The 14,024-nt window shown below is 67.5% G+C and carries 11 protein-coding genes; 8 read left to right on the top strand and 3 right to left on the bottom strand.

The features are described 5' to 3' along the window. Together U1701_RS07200 and U1701_RS07195 are read right to left on the bottom strand one after the other, a co-directional pair. Window positions 1-813 (bottom strand): GDSL-type esterase/lipase family protein, encoded by an 813-nt coding sequence (locus U1701_RS07200; protein WP_332781857.1) that lies wholly within the window; start codon window positions 811-813, stop codon window positions 1-3. Further along, window positions 810-1,604 carry an IclR family transcriptional regulator gene (locus U1701_RS07195; protein WP_332781856.1) on the bottom strand — a complete coding sequence of 265 codons (795 nt, stop codon included), beginning with the start codon at window positions 1,602-1,604 and terminating at the stop codon, window positions 810-812. Before U1701_RS07195 ends, U1701_RS07200 begins: the two co-directional genes overlap by 4 nt. Before the next feature lie 206 nt (window positions 1,605-1,810). Here U1701_RS07195 and U1701_RS07190 point away from each other — a divergent pair, with 206 nt between their 5' ends. The 8 genes from U1701_RS07190 (at window position 1,811) to U1701_RS07150 (ending at window position 12,530) form a co-directional block, all read left to right on the top strand. After that, window positions 1,811-4,591: a TonB-dependent receptor gene (locus U1701_RS07190; RefSeq protein ID WP_332781855.1), complete on the top strand. Its 2,781-nt coding sequence runs from the start codon at window positions 1,811-1,813 to the stop codon at window positions 4,589-4,591. A 74-nt stretch (window positions 4,592-4,665) separates the two neighbouring features. Continuing rightward, entirely contained in the window at window positions 4,666-5,895 is a 1,230-nt protein-coding gene (fucP, locus tag U1701_RS07185) for an L-fucose:H+ symporter permease (RefSeq protein ID WP_332781854.1), read from the top strand. Further along, complete coding sequence (locus tag U1701_RS07180) at window positions 5,892-6,716, top strand: amidohydrolase family protein (RefSeq protein ID WP_332781853.1); 825 nt, start codon at window positions 5,892-5,894, stop codon at window positions 6,714-6,716. Before fucP ends, U1701_RS07180 begins: the two co-directional genes overlap by 4 nt. Further along, window positions 6,713-7,999: an aldo/keto reductase gene (locus U1701_RS07175; RefSeq protein ID WP_443026005.1), complete on the top strand. Its 1,287-nt coding sequence runs from the start codon at window positions 6,713-6,715 to the stop codon at window positions 7,997-7,999. Before U1701_RS07180 ends, U1701_RS07175 begins: the two co-directional genes overlap by 4 nt. After that, window positions 7,996-9,207, top strand: coding sequence for a UxaA family hydrolase (locus U1701_RS07165; RefSeq protein ID WP_332781852.1), 1,212 nt, complete (start codon window positions 7,996-7,998; stop codon window positions 9,205-9,207). Before U1701_RS07175 ends, U1701_RS07165 begins: the two co-directional genes overlap by 4 nt. Continuing rightward, window positions 9,204-9,935 (top strand): SDR family oxidoreductase, encoded by a 732-nt coding sequence (locus U1701_RS07160; RefSeq protein WP_332781851.1) that lies wholly within the window; start codon window positions 9,204-9,206, stop codon window positions 9,933-9,935. The genes U1701_RS07165 and U1701_RS07160 overlap by 4 nt, the downstream gene beginning before the upstream one ends. Continuing rightward, a complete protein-coding gene (locus U1701_RS07155; protein ID WP_332781850.1) occupies window positions 9,932-10,282 on the top strand; it encodes an L-rhamnose mutarotase in 351 nt (116 codons plus the stop codon). The genes U1701_RS07160 and U1701_RS07155 overlap by 4 nt, the downstream gene beginning before the upstream one ends. A gap of 34 nt (window positions 10,283-10,316) precedes the next feature. Continuing rightward, window positions 10,317-12,530: a beta-glucosidase gene (locus U1701_RS07150; protein WP_332781849.1), complete on the top strand. Its 2,214-nt coding sequence runs from the start codon at window positions 10,317-10,319 to the stop codon at window positions 12,528-12,530. Between the two features lie 70 nt (window positions 12,531-12,600). Here U1701_RS07150 and U1701_RS07145 read toward each other — a convergent pair whose 3' ends face one another. After that, window positions 12,601-14,016, bottom strand: coding sequence for a carboxylesterase/lipase family protein (locus U1701_RS07145; protein WP_443026004.1), 1,416 nt, complete (start codon window positions 14,014-14,016; stop codon window positions 12,601-12,603). Between the last annotated feature and the right edge of the window lie 8 nt (window positions 14,017-14,024).

The raw sequence follows: 14,024 nt of genomic DNA, 5'->3' as shown, positions 1-14,024 counted from the left end.
TCAGTTCCTTGCAAGTGCGGTGGCGATGGCGCGCGCCGCGATGGGGGCCATCTTTGCATAGCCCGTGTCGAGCGGGTGGAGTCCGTCGACCGTATAGGCGCGGTCGAGCAGTCCGCGATCGTCGACCAGCGCCGTGTGATAGTCGGCATAGGCGTATCCGCGGCGTGCGCAGAAGCCGCGTAGCCAGGCGTTCAGGGCGCGGAGTTCGGCGGGCTTGCGTTCTTTCACGACATCGCGCGCCGCCTCGGTATAGTCGTTGACCGGCAGCAGCGACCCGAACACCACCCTGATGCGGTGCGCGTCGGCCAGGTCGGCCATCGCCTCCCAGTTCGCCTCGATCTGTTCGGGGGTTTCCTGCTGCAGGAATCCCTGCACGTCGTTGACGCCGGCGAGGATCACGACCGCCGACGGGCGAAGCGCGATCACGTCCTGGTGGAAGCGGAGCACCATCTGCGCGGTGACCTGGCTGCCGATGCCGCGGTTGATGTACGGTTGGCCCGGAAAGCTGGTCGCGAGGTTCCAGCGATCAGTGATCGAATCGCCGAGGAAGACGACGCGTGTCTCGCCGCGCCGGGGAGGGCGCAGCGCCGCGTTGGCGGGTTGGTAGACATAGCGTTCGCCGAAATCCTGCATCAGGCTGGGGACGACCTTGGCGCGGAACGGTCCGAGCCAGGGACCCCAATCCTTCTCGACCACGGTCCGGCGTTCGGGCGAGCTTCGATACGGCGCGCCCGCGGCCGGCACCGCCAGCACCAGCGCGGCGAGCAACAGCATTTTCACGCGTGCTGCTCCGCTCTGCCGGCGGCGTGTCATGGCGTTTCCTCCGAGTCCTCGCGCTCGGCCGGGCCGTCGCGGACGACGGGGGCGAGCAGCTCTGCGATCGCAATCGCGGCCGCGCGGACGACCGTTTGCGAGGCCGCGAGCGACAGGCGGCTGCCCGGACCGTCGACGAACGGCACGGTCAAGGCGGCGCGCGCGATGCCCGCGGCGAGGATCGGCACCGACAGGTCGCTGATCCCGGTCAGCACGGGGCTCGGCGTGGAGCTGCCGCCCTCTGCGACGATCGCGTCGAGTTGCGCGATCAGCGCCGCCTCGTCGAACGCCGCACCCGCCTCGCGGATATCCGTGAGCAGCGCGCGCCGCGTGTCGGGCGACTGAAAGGCGAGCAGGATCCGGCCCGACGCGGAACTGTGCAACGGCCGGCGATAGCCGACGCGCACCGCGAAGCCCGACAGACCCGGCGCCTCGACCCCGGCGATCACGACCATCTCGGCGCCCGAGACGACCGCCATGTGACAGCTCTGCCCCATCTGGCGCGCGGCGTCGTGCATCACCGGCAGCGCGGTCGAGACGAGGTCGCGGACCGGAGGCTGGCCCATGCCGAGCGCGAACAGCCGGTTGGTCAGTCGATAGCCGTCGTCGCCGCGAGCGATGTAGCGATGCTCTTCGAGCACCTGGAGCATGCGAAAAATCTCGCTGACCGAGCGGCCCAGCGCGGTGGAGATGTCGGACATATTGAGCGGGCCGCTGGCGGCGGCGAGCAGCTCGAGAATCTCGAGGCCCTTTTTCAACGCCGGCGCCTGATAGCGCGATTTCGTGGCCATTGCTCTCCTCACCGTCGTTTTCGCAGGTTCTACGGCCCTACCGACTGAGCGCCAAGGATTACCAATTATTCATGGATGAAAGCAATTTTTATATTTCATAACAGTGACGGTGGGCGTAGGGAGCGGCCAGCGCTCCGAACAGGAGCCGTGGGTTTAGAGAGGGTGTCATGATGATTGGGTCTGCTGCTTCGCGTCGCGTCCGTGGGATGCGTTTTGAAACCGGTGCATCGGTCGCCGCGCTGTTGCTCGGCTGGGCACTGCCTGCCACCGCGCAGACCGTTCCGCAGACCGCGCCCGAGCAGAGTGGCACCGTCGCACCCAGCGCCGACCAGGGCGTCGCCGGCGCGCAGCCTGAGGGCACCGCACCGGCCGAAGACGACATCGTCGTCACCGGCGTCCGCGCCAGCCTGCAGTCCGCGCAGAACATCAAGCGTAACGCGAGCCAGGTGGTCGATTCGATCGTCGCCGAAGACATCGGCAAGCTGCCCGACCGCAACATCGCCGAGGCGCTGCAGCGCATTTCGGGCATTCAGATCCAGCGCAACTATGGCGAAGGCAGCGCGGTCGCGATCCGCGGCCTGACGCAGGTCCGCACCGAACTGAACGGCCGCGACATCTTCACCGCGAGCGCCAACAGCAGTTCGCTGAGCCTCGAAGACGTGCCGTCCGAGCTGCTCGCGGGCATCGACGTCTACAAGAACCCGTCGGCCGACCTGATCGAGGACCAGCTGAGCGGCACGATCAATTTCCGCACGCGCAAGCCGTTCGACTTCGATGGCTTCAAGATCTCGGCCGCGGCGACGAATACCTATTATGATCTCGCCCGTAAGAGCCAGCCGACCGCGTCGCTGCTTGTCAGCGATCGCTGGAATACGGGGATCGGAGAGATTGGCCTTCTGGTCAGCGCGTCGTACCAGAAGACCGCGTTCAGCCAGGACACGATCTCGACCGAGCCGTTCGAGACGCTTGACCCGAACGATCCCGATCCCGTGATCCGGGCGGCGTCGATCGCGGCACTGACCTCGCTGGGCCGCACCGGCCAGGTCACGACCATCCCGCACGGCACCGGCATCGGCCAGGTCAACGGCGCGCGTCGGCGTTTCGGCATCGATGCGTCGCTACAGTGGCGGCCGACCGACACGCTGGAGATCACGGGCGAGCTGTTCCGTAACGATTACAAGTTCCGCTACGACGATTTCAGCTACTTCGCGGAGCCCGCGGAGGGCGCGTTGAATGTCGTCCCCGTTCCGGGCGCCGCCTTCACGTTCGGGCCGAATGGCGACTTCCAGAGCGGGTCGTTCCAGAACATCCGGCTCGCCGCCAACACCAGCCTCGAAAAGCGCCACTCGACCACGACCGACTATTCGCTGAACGCGAAATGGCGTCCGAGCGCAAACCTGACGATCACCGCCGACGGCCAGTTCGTCGATTCGAAGACGAGCGGCCTGCGCTCGATCGTCGGTCTCAATGGCGTCGGGAATGCGACTCTGGTCCAGGATATTTCGGGCGACATTCCGTCGTTCCAGATCACCGCACCCGGGGGGCTGACCAATCCGGCGAACTACGCCTCCGCCTTCTACCTCGACAACCTGAGCAACTCGCGCGGCAAGGACAAGACGGGTCGCCTTGACGCCGAATACAAGTTCGATGGGGGTGTCCTGCAGTCGATCAAGGTCGGCGCCCGGTACGCGGACCGGTCCAACCGCTCGAGCGACACCGGCTATCGCTACACCGGCCTGAATGCGGTGCCGTCGCAGCTTCAGTTCGCCGATTTCGGCAACTTCTTCCGCGGCGACGCCGACTTGTTCGGCGATGCGCTGTTGTTCTCCCGCGGTATCACGCAGGACTATGGTGCAACGCTCGGTACGCTCGGCATCACGACGCAGCCGTCCTATCTGCCCAGCAGCACCAGCACGCAGTCGCAGAAGACCTATACGGGCTATGCCACCGCCTTCTTCAAGGCCGACGATCTGTCGCTGCCGATCGACGGCAACCTCGGTGTGCGTGTCGTCCAGACTAAGCTGAACGTCGACGGCTTCTACCAGCAGACCGATCTGATCACGCCGGTCGCGGGCGGCGGGCAAGTCACGGGGCCGACCACCTTCGTTCCGATCGCCAACAGCGACACCTACACCTCGGTGTTGCCGAGCCTGAACCTGCGCGCGCATCTCGCGGAGAACGTCCAGCTTCGCCTCGCGCTGTCGAAGAACATCTCACGCCCGACGCTGAGCCAGCTTAACCCGAGCCTGAACATCACCGAGCCGGGGATCGCGCAGATCCGGCAGGAGCAGTACACGTCGGGCGGCAACCCCTATCTGAAGCCGATGGGCTCGAAGAACCTGGACGCGTCGGCCGAATGGTATTTCTCGCGCACCGGGTCGCTGACCGTCGCCGGATTCTACAAGGATATCTCGGACTATATCCAGACCGGCATCTCGCAGCGCACCGTGACCTTCACCGACGGCCAGAGCGCACTTTACAACGTCACGTCGTACAGCAACGTCAGCAACGCCAAGGTGAAGGGCGCCGAAGTCGCCTATCAGCAGTTCTACGATTTCCTGCCCGGCCCGCTCGCCGGTCTGGGTGCACAGGCGAACTTCACCTTCGTCGACTCCTCGGCACCGAGCCCGGCGACCGAGGGCCCCGTGCGTCAGCTGCCGCTGCAGGGTCTGTCGAAGTACAACTACAACCTGATCGGCATCTACGAGCGCGGGATCGTCTCGGCACGGCTCGCCTATAACTGGCGCAGCAAGTATCTGAAGCTTACCTCGGGCAACGGATCGGGCAACCTGCCGGTGTTCCAGAAGGCGTCGGGGCAGCTCGATGCGTCGATCACCGCCAATGTGACGCCGAATCTGTCGCTGACGCTCAACGCGGTCAACCTGACCAACACGATCCAGTCGACCTATTATGGCCTCGAATCCCGTCCGCGCGATTCGATCGCGAACGATCGCCAGATCAGCGGCGTGGCGCGGATCACCTTCTGATCCAAACCCCTGTATGGCATGGCGGCGAGCCGGATCACGACGATCCGGCTCGTCTCGATCGAACGGAGCCGGTGATGATGGCGGACGCACGCGAAGCACGGGCAAGCCGGATGGCGACCGTGCTGATCATTGGTCTGTTCTTTCTCTGGGGGCTGGCGAACAACCTCAACGACGTGCTGGTCGCGCATTTCCGTTCGGTGTTCCGGCTAAGCGACTTCCAGTCCGGGCTGGTCCAGTCGGCCTTCTATCTCGGCTATTTTTGCTTCGCGATCCCCGCGGCGCTCGCATCCGAGCGGTTCGGGTACAAGCGGGCGGTGATCGGGGGGCTGTTGCTGTTCGCGGCCGGCGCGTTGCTGTTCTGGCCGGCGTCGGTACTGTCCAGCTATCCCTTCTTCCTGCTCGGCCTGTTCGTGATCGCCAGCGGGCTCGCCTTCCTCGAAACGGCGGCCAACCCGATGGTGATGGTCCTGGGCCCTGCCGCCGGTGCCGAGCGTCGGCTGAACCTCGCACAGAGCTTCAACCCGCTGGGGTCGATCACCGGGGTCGGGCTGGGCGCGATGTTGATCCTGTCGAACAGCGCTTCCGCCGTTTCCGAGGCGCGTTCGGTCCAACTGCCTTATCTGGCGATCGCAGGCGTCGTGCTGATCTGGGCGGCGCTGTTGGCGATGACGCGGTTGCCGGACGCGGCGGTCGTGCCGACGGTGCACGCCCCCGGCGAACAGGGCGCGACGCTGGCCGGGTTCGCCGCATTGTTGAGGCGGCCGCGCTTCCTGGCCGGGGTCGCGGCGCAATTCTTCTATGTCGGCGCGCAGGTCGGGATCTGGAGCTACCTGATCCGCTATGTCGACGCCGCGCTGCCGCTGGTCGGTGAGCAGCGCGCGGCGGGGCTGCTAACGCTGTCGCTCGCGCTGTTCATGGCGGGGCGGTTCGCGGGTACTGCGTTGCTGGCGCGGGTCGGTGGCGCGCGGCTGATGGCGGCGTTCGCGCTGGTCAATGTCGCGCTGACCGGGTTCGCTGCGATTGGCGGCGGCGGCGCGGGGGTTGCGGCGCTGGTGCTCAGCAGCTTCTTCATGTCGATCATGTACCCGACGATCTTCGTCCTATCGCTGCGCGGACTCGGGCCCCTGACCAAGCCCGGCGCGTCGATGATCGTGATGGCGATCATCGGTGGCGCAGTCGTCACCGCGGTTATGGGGCTGGTGTCGGACCTGTCCGGCGCGATCCGTTGGGCGATGCTGGTGCCGGCGGTCTGCTTCCTGGTGGTGGGCGGGTTCGCGCGGCTGCACCGGGCCGACCGGCCATGATCGATGCGCATGTCCATCTCTGGGAGCTTGCGCGCCGCCAGGACGCATGGCCGGGGCCCGAGCTGCCCGTACTGCACCGCGATTTCGGACTCGATGATCTGCGTGCCGCGCTGGCGGGCAGCGGTGTGCGGCAGGTCCTGCTGATCCAAAGCGAGCCGAGCGAGGCGGATACGCGCTGGCTGTTGCAGATGGCGGGCGATCCGATCGTCGCGGGGGTGGTCGGCTGGACCGATCTGGCCGCAGCGGATGCACCCGCGCGGATCGACTCGCTCGCGGCGGCGGGGCCGCTAGTCGGTATCCGGCCGATGGTGCAGGATCTGGCGGACGAGTGGTACGACGACGTTGCGTTGGACGTTGCGTTTGCGCATCTTGCCCATCGCGGGCTTGTGCTCGACGCGCTGGTCCGGCCGCGGCATCTGGCGTCCCTCGCACGGCTGGCGGCTCGGCATCCAGGGCTGAGCATCGTCATCGATCATGCCGCCAAACCGGCGACCGGCGGCGACACGGTCCGTTGGGCGGAGGATATGCGCGCGCTGGCAGCGTTGCCGAACGTCATGTGCAAGCTGTCGGGATTGCTGACCGAGATTGACCGAAGCACCCATGCCGACGCGGTACCCCGTCTCATCGCGGACCTGTTGACGATGTTCGGTCTTGATCGGCTGATCTGGGGCAGCGACTGGCCCGTCGTGACGATGCGAACGTCCTATACGGATTGGCTCGCGCAAGCGCGAGACGCGATACCGTCCGACCGTCACACGGACGTGTTTGCGCGCAACGCGGCGCGGACCTACCGGATTCCAGTCATGGCGGACGCGGCATGACCCGCGTGACGCTGCCGCGCTACGGGATGGGGACCGCCGCGATCGGCAATCTCTACCGCGCGATCGACGACGAACAGGCCTATGCGACGATCGCCGCGGCGCTGGCCGGCGGGATCGGGTATTTCGACACGGCGCCGCATTATGGGCATGGTCTCGCCGAGCGCCGCCTCGGCGACGCGCTGGCGGTGCTCGATCCCGGCGTGACCGCGACGGTGTCGACGAAGGTCGGCCGGTTGCTCGTGCCGACCAGCGCGCGCGGCGAGCGGCACGGGTTCGTCGACGCCGATCCGTTCGAACCGGTGTTCGACTATAGCGCCGACGGCATCCGCCGTTCGCTCGACGCCAGCCGCGCGCGGCTGCGCCGCGACCGGATCGATCTGCTGCTGGCGCATGATCTGGGCGCGGCGACGCACGGCGGCGATCACCCGCGGCATCTGCGCGACTTCCTCGAGGGCGGCTATGCGGCGATGGTCGCGCTCCGCGACGCGAGCGAGGTCGGCGCGATCGGGATCGGGGTCAACGAGGTCGCGATCTGCGAGACCCTGCTCGACCGCGTCGACCTCGACGTGATCCTGCTCGCCGGTCGCTACACCTTGCTCGACCGCAGCGCCGCGGCGTTGCTCGACCGGTGTCGCGACCGCGGCGTCCGCGTCATCGTCGGCGGGCCGTACAATAGCGGGATCCTCGCGCGCGACCCCGCCGAGGCCGACCCGGCGCTCGCGCATTACGATTATGCCGCGCCGTCCGCCGATCTGGTGGCGCGGACGCGCGCGCTCGCCAGCGACTGCGCGCGGTTCGGCGTCGCGCTGCCGGCGGCGGCGCTGCAGTTCCCGCTGCGGCATCCCGCGGTTGCGTGCGTGATCGCCGGGGTGGTCGGCGCGGCCGAAGTCAACGACATGGTGGCACGTGCCGCCGCTGCGATACCAAAGGATTACTGGATGGCACTCGGCACCGACGACCGAACCCATGCGCACGGAGCGCCGAGCGAGCAGCTGATCCTGCTCCACCCGGACGACAATGTCCTGATCTGTGTGTCGCCGATCGCGGCGGGCGACATATTGACCGTATCGGGCGGGACGATCCCGTCGCGCGAAGGCATCACGGTCGGTCACAAGGTCGCGCGCGGTTCGCTGCGCGCGGGCGACAAGGTCATCAAATACGGCGCGCCGATCGGATCGATGACCGCCGATGCCGGCGCCGGCGACTGGGTCCACATGCACAATATGAAGAGCGATTACATCGCCAGCCACACCCGCAGCACGATGAGCGAGGCTCAGCCATGATCAACGCCTATCAACGCCAGGACGGTCGCAAGGGCATCCGCAACGTCGTCGCGGTCGCCTATCTGGTGGAGTGCGCGCACCACGTCGCGCGGCGGATCGTCGACAAGGTCGACGATGCCGACGTCCATCTGATCGGCTTTCCCGGCTGCTATCCCAACGCCTATGCCGCCAAGGTCATGGAGGCGGTCGCGACGCATCCCAATGTCGGCGGCGTCGTGCTGGTGTCGCTAGGCTGCGAAAGCTTCAACCGCGAGCGACTGGCGGCGGCGGTGAGGGCGAGCGGGCGGCCCTGCGAGCTGCTCGTCATCCAAGAAACGGGCGGTACCGCGGCGACGATCACGGCGGGACTTGCCGCGGTCGATCGCGTCCGCGCTGCGGCTGCGTATGTCGAACGCGTGCCGATGCGCGTCGACGAACTGGTGATCGGCACGATATGCGGTGGGTCGGACGGGACCAGCGGGATCACCGCCAACCCCGCGGTCGGCCGCGCGTTCGACCATTTCGTCGCCGAGGGTGCTACCTGCATCTTCGAGGAGACCGGCGAACTGGTCGGCTGCGAGGGCATCATGGCCGACCGCGCCGCTACCCCGGAGCTCGGCCAGGTGATCGTCGACGCGGTCCACAAGGCTGAGGCCTATTATACCGTGATGGGCTTTGGCAGCTTCGCGCCGGGCAATGCGGAAGGCGGGCTGACGACGCAGGAGGAAAAGTCGATGGGCGCCTATTCCAAATCGGGATCGTCGGTGATCAGCGGCGTGATCAAGCCCGGTGACGTGCCGCCGACCGGCGGACTGTACCTGCTCGACGTCGTCCCCGACGGCGAACCGCGGTTCGGCTTCCCCAATATTTCGGACAATGCCGAGATCGTCGAGATGATCGCCTGTGGGTGCCATTTAACCTTGTTCACGACGGGGCGTGGCTCGGTGGTCGGCTCGGCGATTTCGCCGGTGATCAAGATCTGCGCCAACCCGGAAACCGGGCGCCGCCTGGCCGCCGACATGGACGTCAATGCGGGTCGCATTCTCGAAGGCGAAGCGACGCTCGATGCGGTCGGCAGCGAGATCGTCGACGCGGTGCTCGCGGTCGCGGACGGCCGGCGCAGCGTGTCCGAGGAACTCGGCCACCGCGAGTTCATCCTGACCTACAAGGCATTTGATCCGATCGGCCCGGCGTGCCTGCCGATCGCGCAGCGGAGTGTAACGGCGTGAGCGGACGGTTGAACGGCAAGGTGGCGCTGGTCACCGCAGCGGCACGCGGCATCGGTCGCGCGACCGCGGACCTGTATGTCCGCGAAGGCGCACGCGTGATCGCCACCGACCGCGACCTGGCGGCGCTGGACGGGTTGGAAGGATGCGAACTGCGCGCACTCGACGTCACCGATGCCGATGCGGTGCTGGCGCTGGCGGACGCGATCGGCCCGGTCGATATCCTCGCCAACATCGCGGGCATCGTCCATGCGGGCACGATCCTCGACTGTACCGAGGAGGAATGGGCGCAAGCGATCGCGATCAACATGACCGCGATGTTCCGGACGATCCGGGCGGTGCTGCCGGGCATGCTCGCGCGCGGCGGCGGTGCGATCGTCAACGTCTCGTCGATCGCCAGCTCGGTGAAGGGCATTCCCAACCGCTTCGCTTACGGCGCGACCAAGGCCGGGGTGATCGGGCTGACCAAGGCGGTCGCCGCGGATTTCGTCGGGCAGGGGATCCGCTGCAACGCGATCTGCCCCGGCACGATCGACACGCCGTCGCTGCAGCAGCGCCTGCACGACACCGGCGATTACGCGGCCGCGCAGGCGGCGTTCGTCGCGCGCCAGCCGATGGGCCGACTGGGTCGCGCCGAGGAGATCGCCAACCTCGCGCTGTATCTGGCCGGCGACGAATCCTCGTTCACGACCGGTGCGGTGCACGTGATCGACGGGGGCTGGATCAATTGATCCGGCGCCATGTCCTGCTGATCGATCTGGTCGACGAACCTGCGGCGATCGCGCGGTACGAAGCGTGGCACGCCGCGGGTGCGCTGCCGACCGCGGTAGGGGCGAGCATCCGCGAGGCCGGGATCGTCGCGATGGATATTTATCGTACCGGCGGCCGGCTGGTCATGGTGATGGACACCGACGCGTCGTTCGATCCGGCGGCTAAGGCGGCGGCTGATCGCGCCGATCCAGCGGTGCAAGCCTGGGAAGCGCAGATGGACGGCGTCCAGCGGCCGCTGCCCTGGGCGCAACCGGGATCGAAATGGACCGAGGCGGCACCGATCTTTTCGCTCGACGATCAGACCTGATCGCGGCGATATTGTGTTTTTTGAGAGGATTGCCATGACCCGCATTCGAATGCTGTCGCTCGTCTTGTTGGCGGGTGTGGCCGCCGCCCCGTCGCTGGCCCAGACCCAGGCGCGCACCCAGGGCGGCGCCCCGGCACGGGCATGGAGCGACCCGAAACTGTCGCCCGATGCGCGTGCCGCGCTGATCGTGGCGCAGATGACACGCGACGAAAAGCTGACGCTCGTCTTCGGCTATCTCGCGACCGATTTCGCCCCCAAGAAATATGTCGCGCCGGCCGAGGGCAGGGCTGGGTCCGCGGGCTATGTCCCCGGCATCCCGCGCCTCGGCATTCCGCCGCAGTGGCAGACCGATGCGGGGATGGGGGTGGCCACGCAGGGCAGCGCGGTGGTCAAGCGCGAGCGCACCGCTTTGCCATCGGGCATCGCGACGACCGCGACCTGGGATCCCGACATGGCGTATCGCGGCGGTGCGATGATCGGTGACGAGGCGCATCGCTCGGGCTTCAACGTGCTACTGGCGGGAGGCGTCAACCTGATGCGCGATCCGCGCAACGGGCGGAACTTCGAATATGGCGGCGAGGATCCGCTGCTCGCGGGTACGATGTCGGGCGCGCAGATCGCCGGGATCCAGTCCGCGCACGTCGTCTCGACGATCAAGCATTACGCGATCAACGACCAGGAAACCGATCGCGACACCGGCAATTCGGTGATCGACCCCGCGGCGGCGCGTGTGTCGGATCTGCTGGCGTTCCAGATCGGCATCGAACGCTCGAATGCCGGCGCGATCATGTGTTCGTACAACCGCGTCAACGGCACGCATTCGTGCGAGAACCCGTTCCTGCTGACCGACGTGCTGAGGCGCGACTGGAAATGGCCGGGCTTCGTGATGTCCGACTGGGGCGCGACGCACAGCACGGTGGCCGCGGCCAATGCGGGGCTCGACCAGGATTCGGGCTTCCCGTTCGACACGCAACCGTTCTTCGGCAAGCCGCTGGCCGATGCGGTCGCCAGCGGTGCGGTCAGCGAGGCGCGGCTGACCGAAATGGCGTCGCGCATCCTGCGCACGATGTTCGCCAACGGATTGTTCGAGCACCCCGTCGCCGAACGCCCGATCGACTTCGCCGCGCACGCCGCGGTATCCCGGTCCGACGCCGAAGCGGGCGCGGTGTTGCTGCGCAACGAAGCGGCGCTGCTGCCGCTGTCGCCGTCGGTGAAGCGGATCGCGGTGATCGGCGGGTATGCCGACAAGGGCGTGCTGGCGGGCGGCGGATCGTCGCTGGTCTATCCGGCCGGGGGCAATGCGGTGCCCGGGCTCGCTCCGACCACCTGGCCGGGGCCGGTGATGTACTACCCTTCTGCGCCGCTCGAGGCGATCCGCAAGCTGGCGCCGCAGGCCAAGGTGACCTTCGCATCGGGTAAGGACCCCGCCGCAGCGGCAGCGCTGGCGCGCGATGCCGATGTCGTCATCGTGTTCGCGACTCAGTGGGCGGGCGAAGCGTTCGACGTGTCGCTGTCGCTGGGCAAGCAGGATGCGTTGATCGACGCGGTCGCGGCGGCCAACCCGCGCACCGCGGTGGTGCTCGAGACCGGAGGGCCGGTCCTCCTGCCCTGGGCGCCGCGCGTCGGCGCGATCCTGGAGGCCTGGTATCCCGGCACCGCAGGGGGCGACGCGATCGCCAATCTGCTGTTCGGCCGGACCGCTCCGTCGGGTCGTCTGCCCGCGACCTTCCCGCGTTCGGTCGACCAATTGCCGCGCCCGCAGGCGCCCAAAGCGGGCGACACGCGCTATGACGAGGGTGCGACCGTCGGGTATAAATGGTACGACCAGAAGCGTCACGACCCGCTTTATGCGTTCGGTCACGGGCTCACCTATACCAGCTTTGCCTATCGCGACCTGAAGGCCGTCGTGCGCGACGGAACCGTCGTCGCAAGCGTCCGCGTCGACAATGTCGGCAAGCGCGCCGGATCGGCGGTCCCGCAGATCTATGTCGCGCCGGTCGCGGGTGGCTGGGAAGCGCCGAAGCGGCTCGGCGGCTGGCAAAAGCTCGCGCTGCAGCCCGGCGCCAACGGTTCGGTGAGCGTGACAGTCGACCCGCGCCTGCTCGCGACTTGGGACGAGTCCCGTCGCGAATGGTCGATCCGCGAGGGCGACTATCAGGTCATGCTGGGGGACTCGGCGCGTGAAATCCGCCAGACCGTACTGGTGCACGTGCCCGCGCGCGTGTTGCCGGTCGGCTGGCGCCCATGATCTAGCGATCGGTGCGATCTCGAACGTCGAGACGCACCGATCGGTCCGGTCCCATTTCGTTGGGTGAGTCTCAGTCGGCAGTGTCCCAAGGGTCCCTGCCGACCGAGGCAGCGCCTGCGGCATTCAGATCGAGCATTTGTCGGCGGCGGCCGTCATAGGCTGGCCATAGGGGAGGCTGGCCGCGGCTGGACGCGCCGGGCGCGTTCGGGTTGCCGGTCTTCACGAAGTTCACCAGATATCCGCTCGCGGTCCGCGATGCGGCGCGGTCGGTAGGTGTGGTGGTGGCGCCATATTTGATCGCGGCGGTGTCGAAGAAGAACGGAATATCGCTCGCATGCGAAGCCCCCCGGGTTTCGGCGGTGCGCGCCGAGGTCGCGACATACGAGAAGCGGTAATAATAGGTCGGGACGTTCTGCGCCGCGAGGATGCCGGCGAGGTTGCGCGCGCCGACAATCATCGGCCCGCTGCGCCCGCCGATATCGTCGCTGGTTGCGCCGAGCATCATCGGCACTTTCTTGAAGGCGCCCGCCCGGTAGGCAGCAAGCTGGTCAACGGCGTAGCGGCCATCGACGACCGGCGCGCTATAGGTCACCGGCAGCGTGCTCGGCCTGTTCGCCAGGTTGAGGCCGTCCGTCACCGCATCCGCCGAAAGCGCGCGGAGTTTGGCCGAGGCTTGCGGGTCGTCGGCGGCGATGCCCTTGCTTGCGGCGAACGCCAGCCCGGCGGCCTGCGCTGCGGCGGGGCTCGCGTCGCCGAGCGCGATCGGTCCGCCGGACTGCACCACCGCCCTGGTAAAGAGTCCCTGCGCGATGGGCGCGGTCACCAGCGCGTGGACCGACACGCCGCCGGCGCTTTCACCGACGATCGTGACGTTTGCGGGGTCGCCCCCGAACGCGGCGATGTTGCGGTGGACCCAGCGCAGCGCCGCGACCTGATCCATATACCCGAAGTTCGGAGAGGGGGGGGCGTCCTCGCGCGCCGCGCTGAGCTGCGGGTGCGCGAAGGTGCCGAAGCGGCCCAGCCGATAGTTGAAGCTGACGACCATGATGCCCTGTTTGGCGAGTTCGGTCCCTGCATAAGTCGGCGGCGACGACCCGCCGTTGACGAACCCGCCGCCATAGATCCAGACCAGCACCGGCAGGCGGCGCGCGCCCACCGGTTTCCACACATTGATGTACAGGCAGTCCTCGGCCGGCGGCGTACCCAGCGGCGCGGCATCGCTGGGGAAAGGGAGCTGCATGCAGTCATGCCCATAGGCGCGCGCGTCACGCATACCGTCCCAGCGCGCGGCCGGTTGCGGTGCGCGCCACCGAAGCGCGCCGACGGGCGGTGCTGCGAACGGTATGCCCTTCCATGCCACGACCCCGTCGGCCGTCGCCCCGCGGACCGCGCCGGTGTCAGTGATGACGACATCCGGCGCGCCGCGCGCCGTGGCGCTGCCAGCTACCGCTAGGCTAAGCAGGATCGTCCATCGATATGGTGCCATGCGCATTC

Source organism: Sphingomonas rhamnosi (genome assembly GCF_036663615.1).
Classification (GTDB): domain Bacteria; phylum Pseudomonadota; class Alphaproteobacteria; order Sphingomonadales; family Sphingomonadaceae; genus Sphingomonas.
Note: the sequence above shows the minus strand (reverse complement) of the source record. Positions and strands in the feature narration are given on the sequence as shown.

What these genes read in the sequence shown, in the direction of transcription:
- U1701_RS07200 (WP_332781857.1), bottom strand. Translation starts at nt 813, where the DNA reads ATGACACGCCGCCGGCAGAGCGGAGCAGCACGCGTGAAAATGCTGTTG.
- U1701_RS07195 (WP_332781856.1), bottom strand. Translation starts at nt 1,604, where the DNA reads ATGGCCACGAAATCGCGCTATCAGGCGCCGGCGTTGAAAAAGGGCCTC.
- U1701_RS07190 (WP_332781855.1), top strand. Translation starts at nt 1,811, where the DNA reads ATGCGTTTTGAAACCGGTGCATCGGTCGCCGCGCTGTTGCTCGGCTGG.
- fucP (WP_332781854.1), top strand. Translation starts at nt 4,666, where the DNA reads ATGATGGCGGACGCACGCGAAGCACGGGCAAGCCGGATGGCGACCGTG.
- U1701_RS07180 (WP_332781853.1), top strand. Translation starts at nt 5,892, where the DNA reads ATGATCGATGCGCATGTCCATCTCTGGGAGCTTGCGCGCCGCCAGGAC.
- U1701_RS07175 (WP_443026005.1), top strand. Translation starts at nt 6,713, where the DNA reads ATGACCCGCGTGACGCTGCCGCGCTACGGGATGGGGACCGCCGCGATC.
- U1701_RS07165 (WP_332781852.1), top strand. Translation starts at nt 7,996, where the DNA reads ATGATCAACGCCTATCAACGCCAGGACGGTCGCAAGGGCATCCGCAAC.
- U1701_RS07150 (WP_332781849.1), top strand. Translation starts at nt 10,317, where the DNA reads ATGACCCGCATTCGAATGCTGTCGCTCGTCTTGTTGGCGGGTGTGGCC.
- U1701_RS07145 (WP_443026004.1), bottom strand. Translation starts at nt 14,016, where the DNA reads ATGGCACCATATCGATGGACGATCCTGCTTAGCCTAGCGGTAGCTGGC.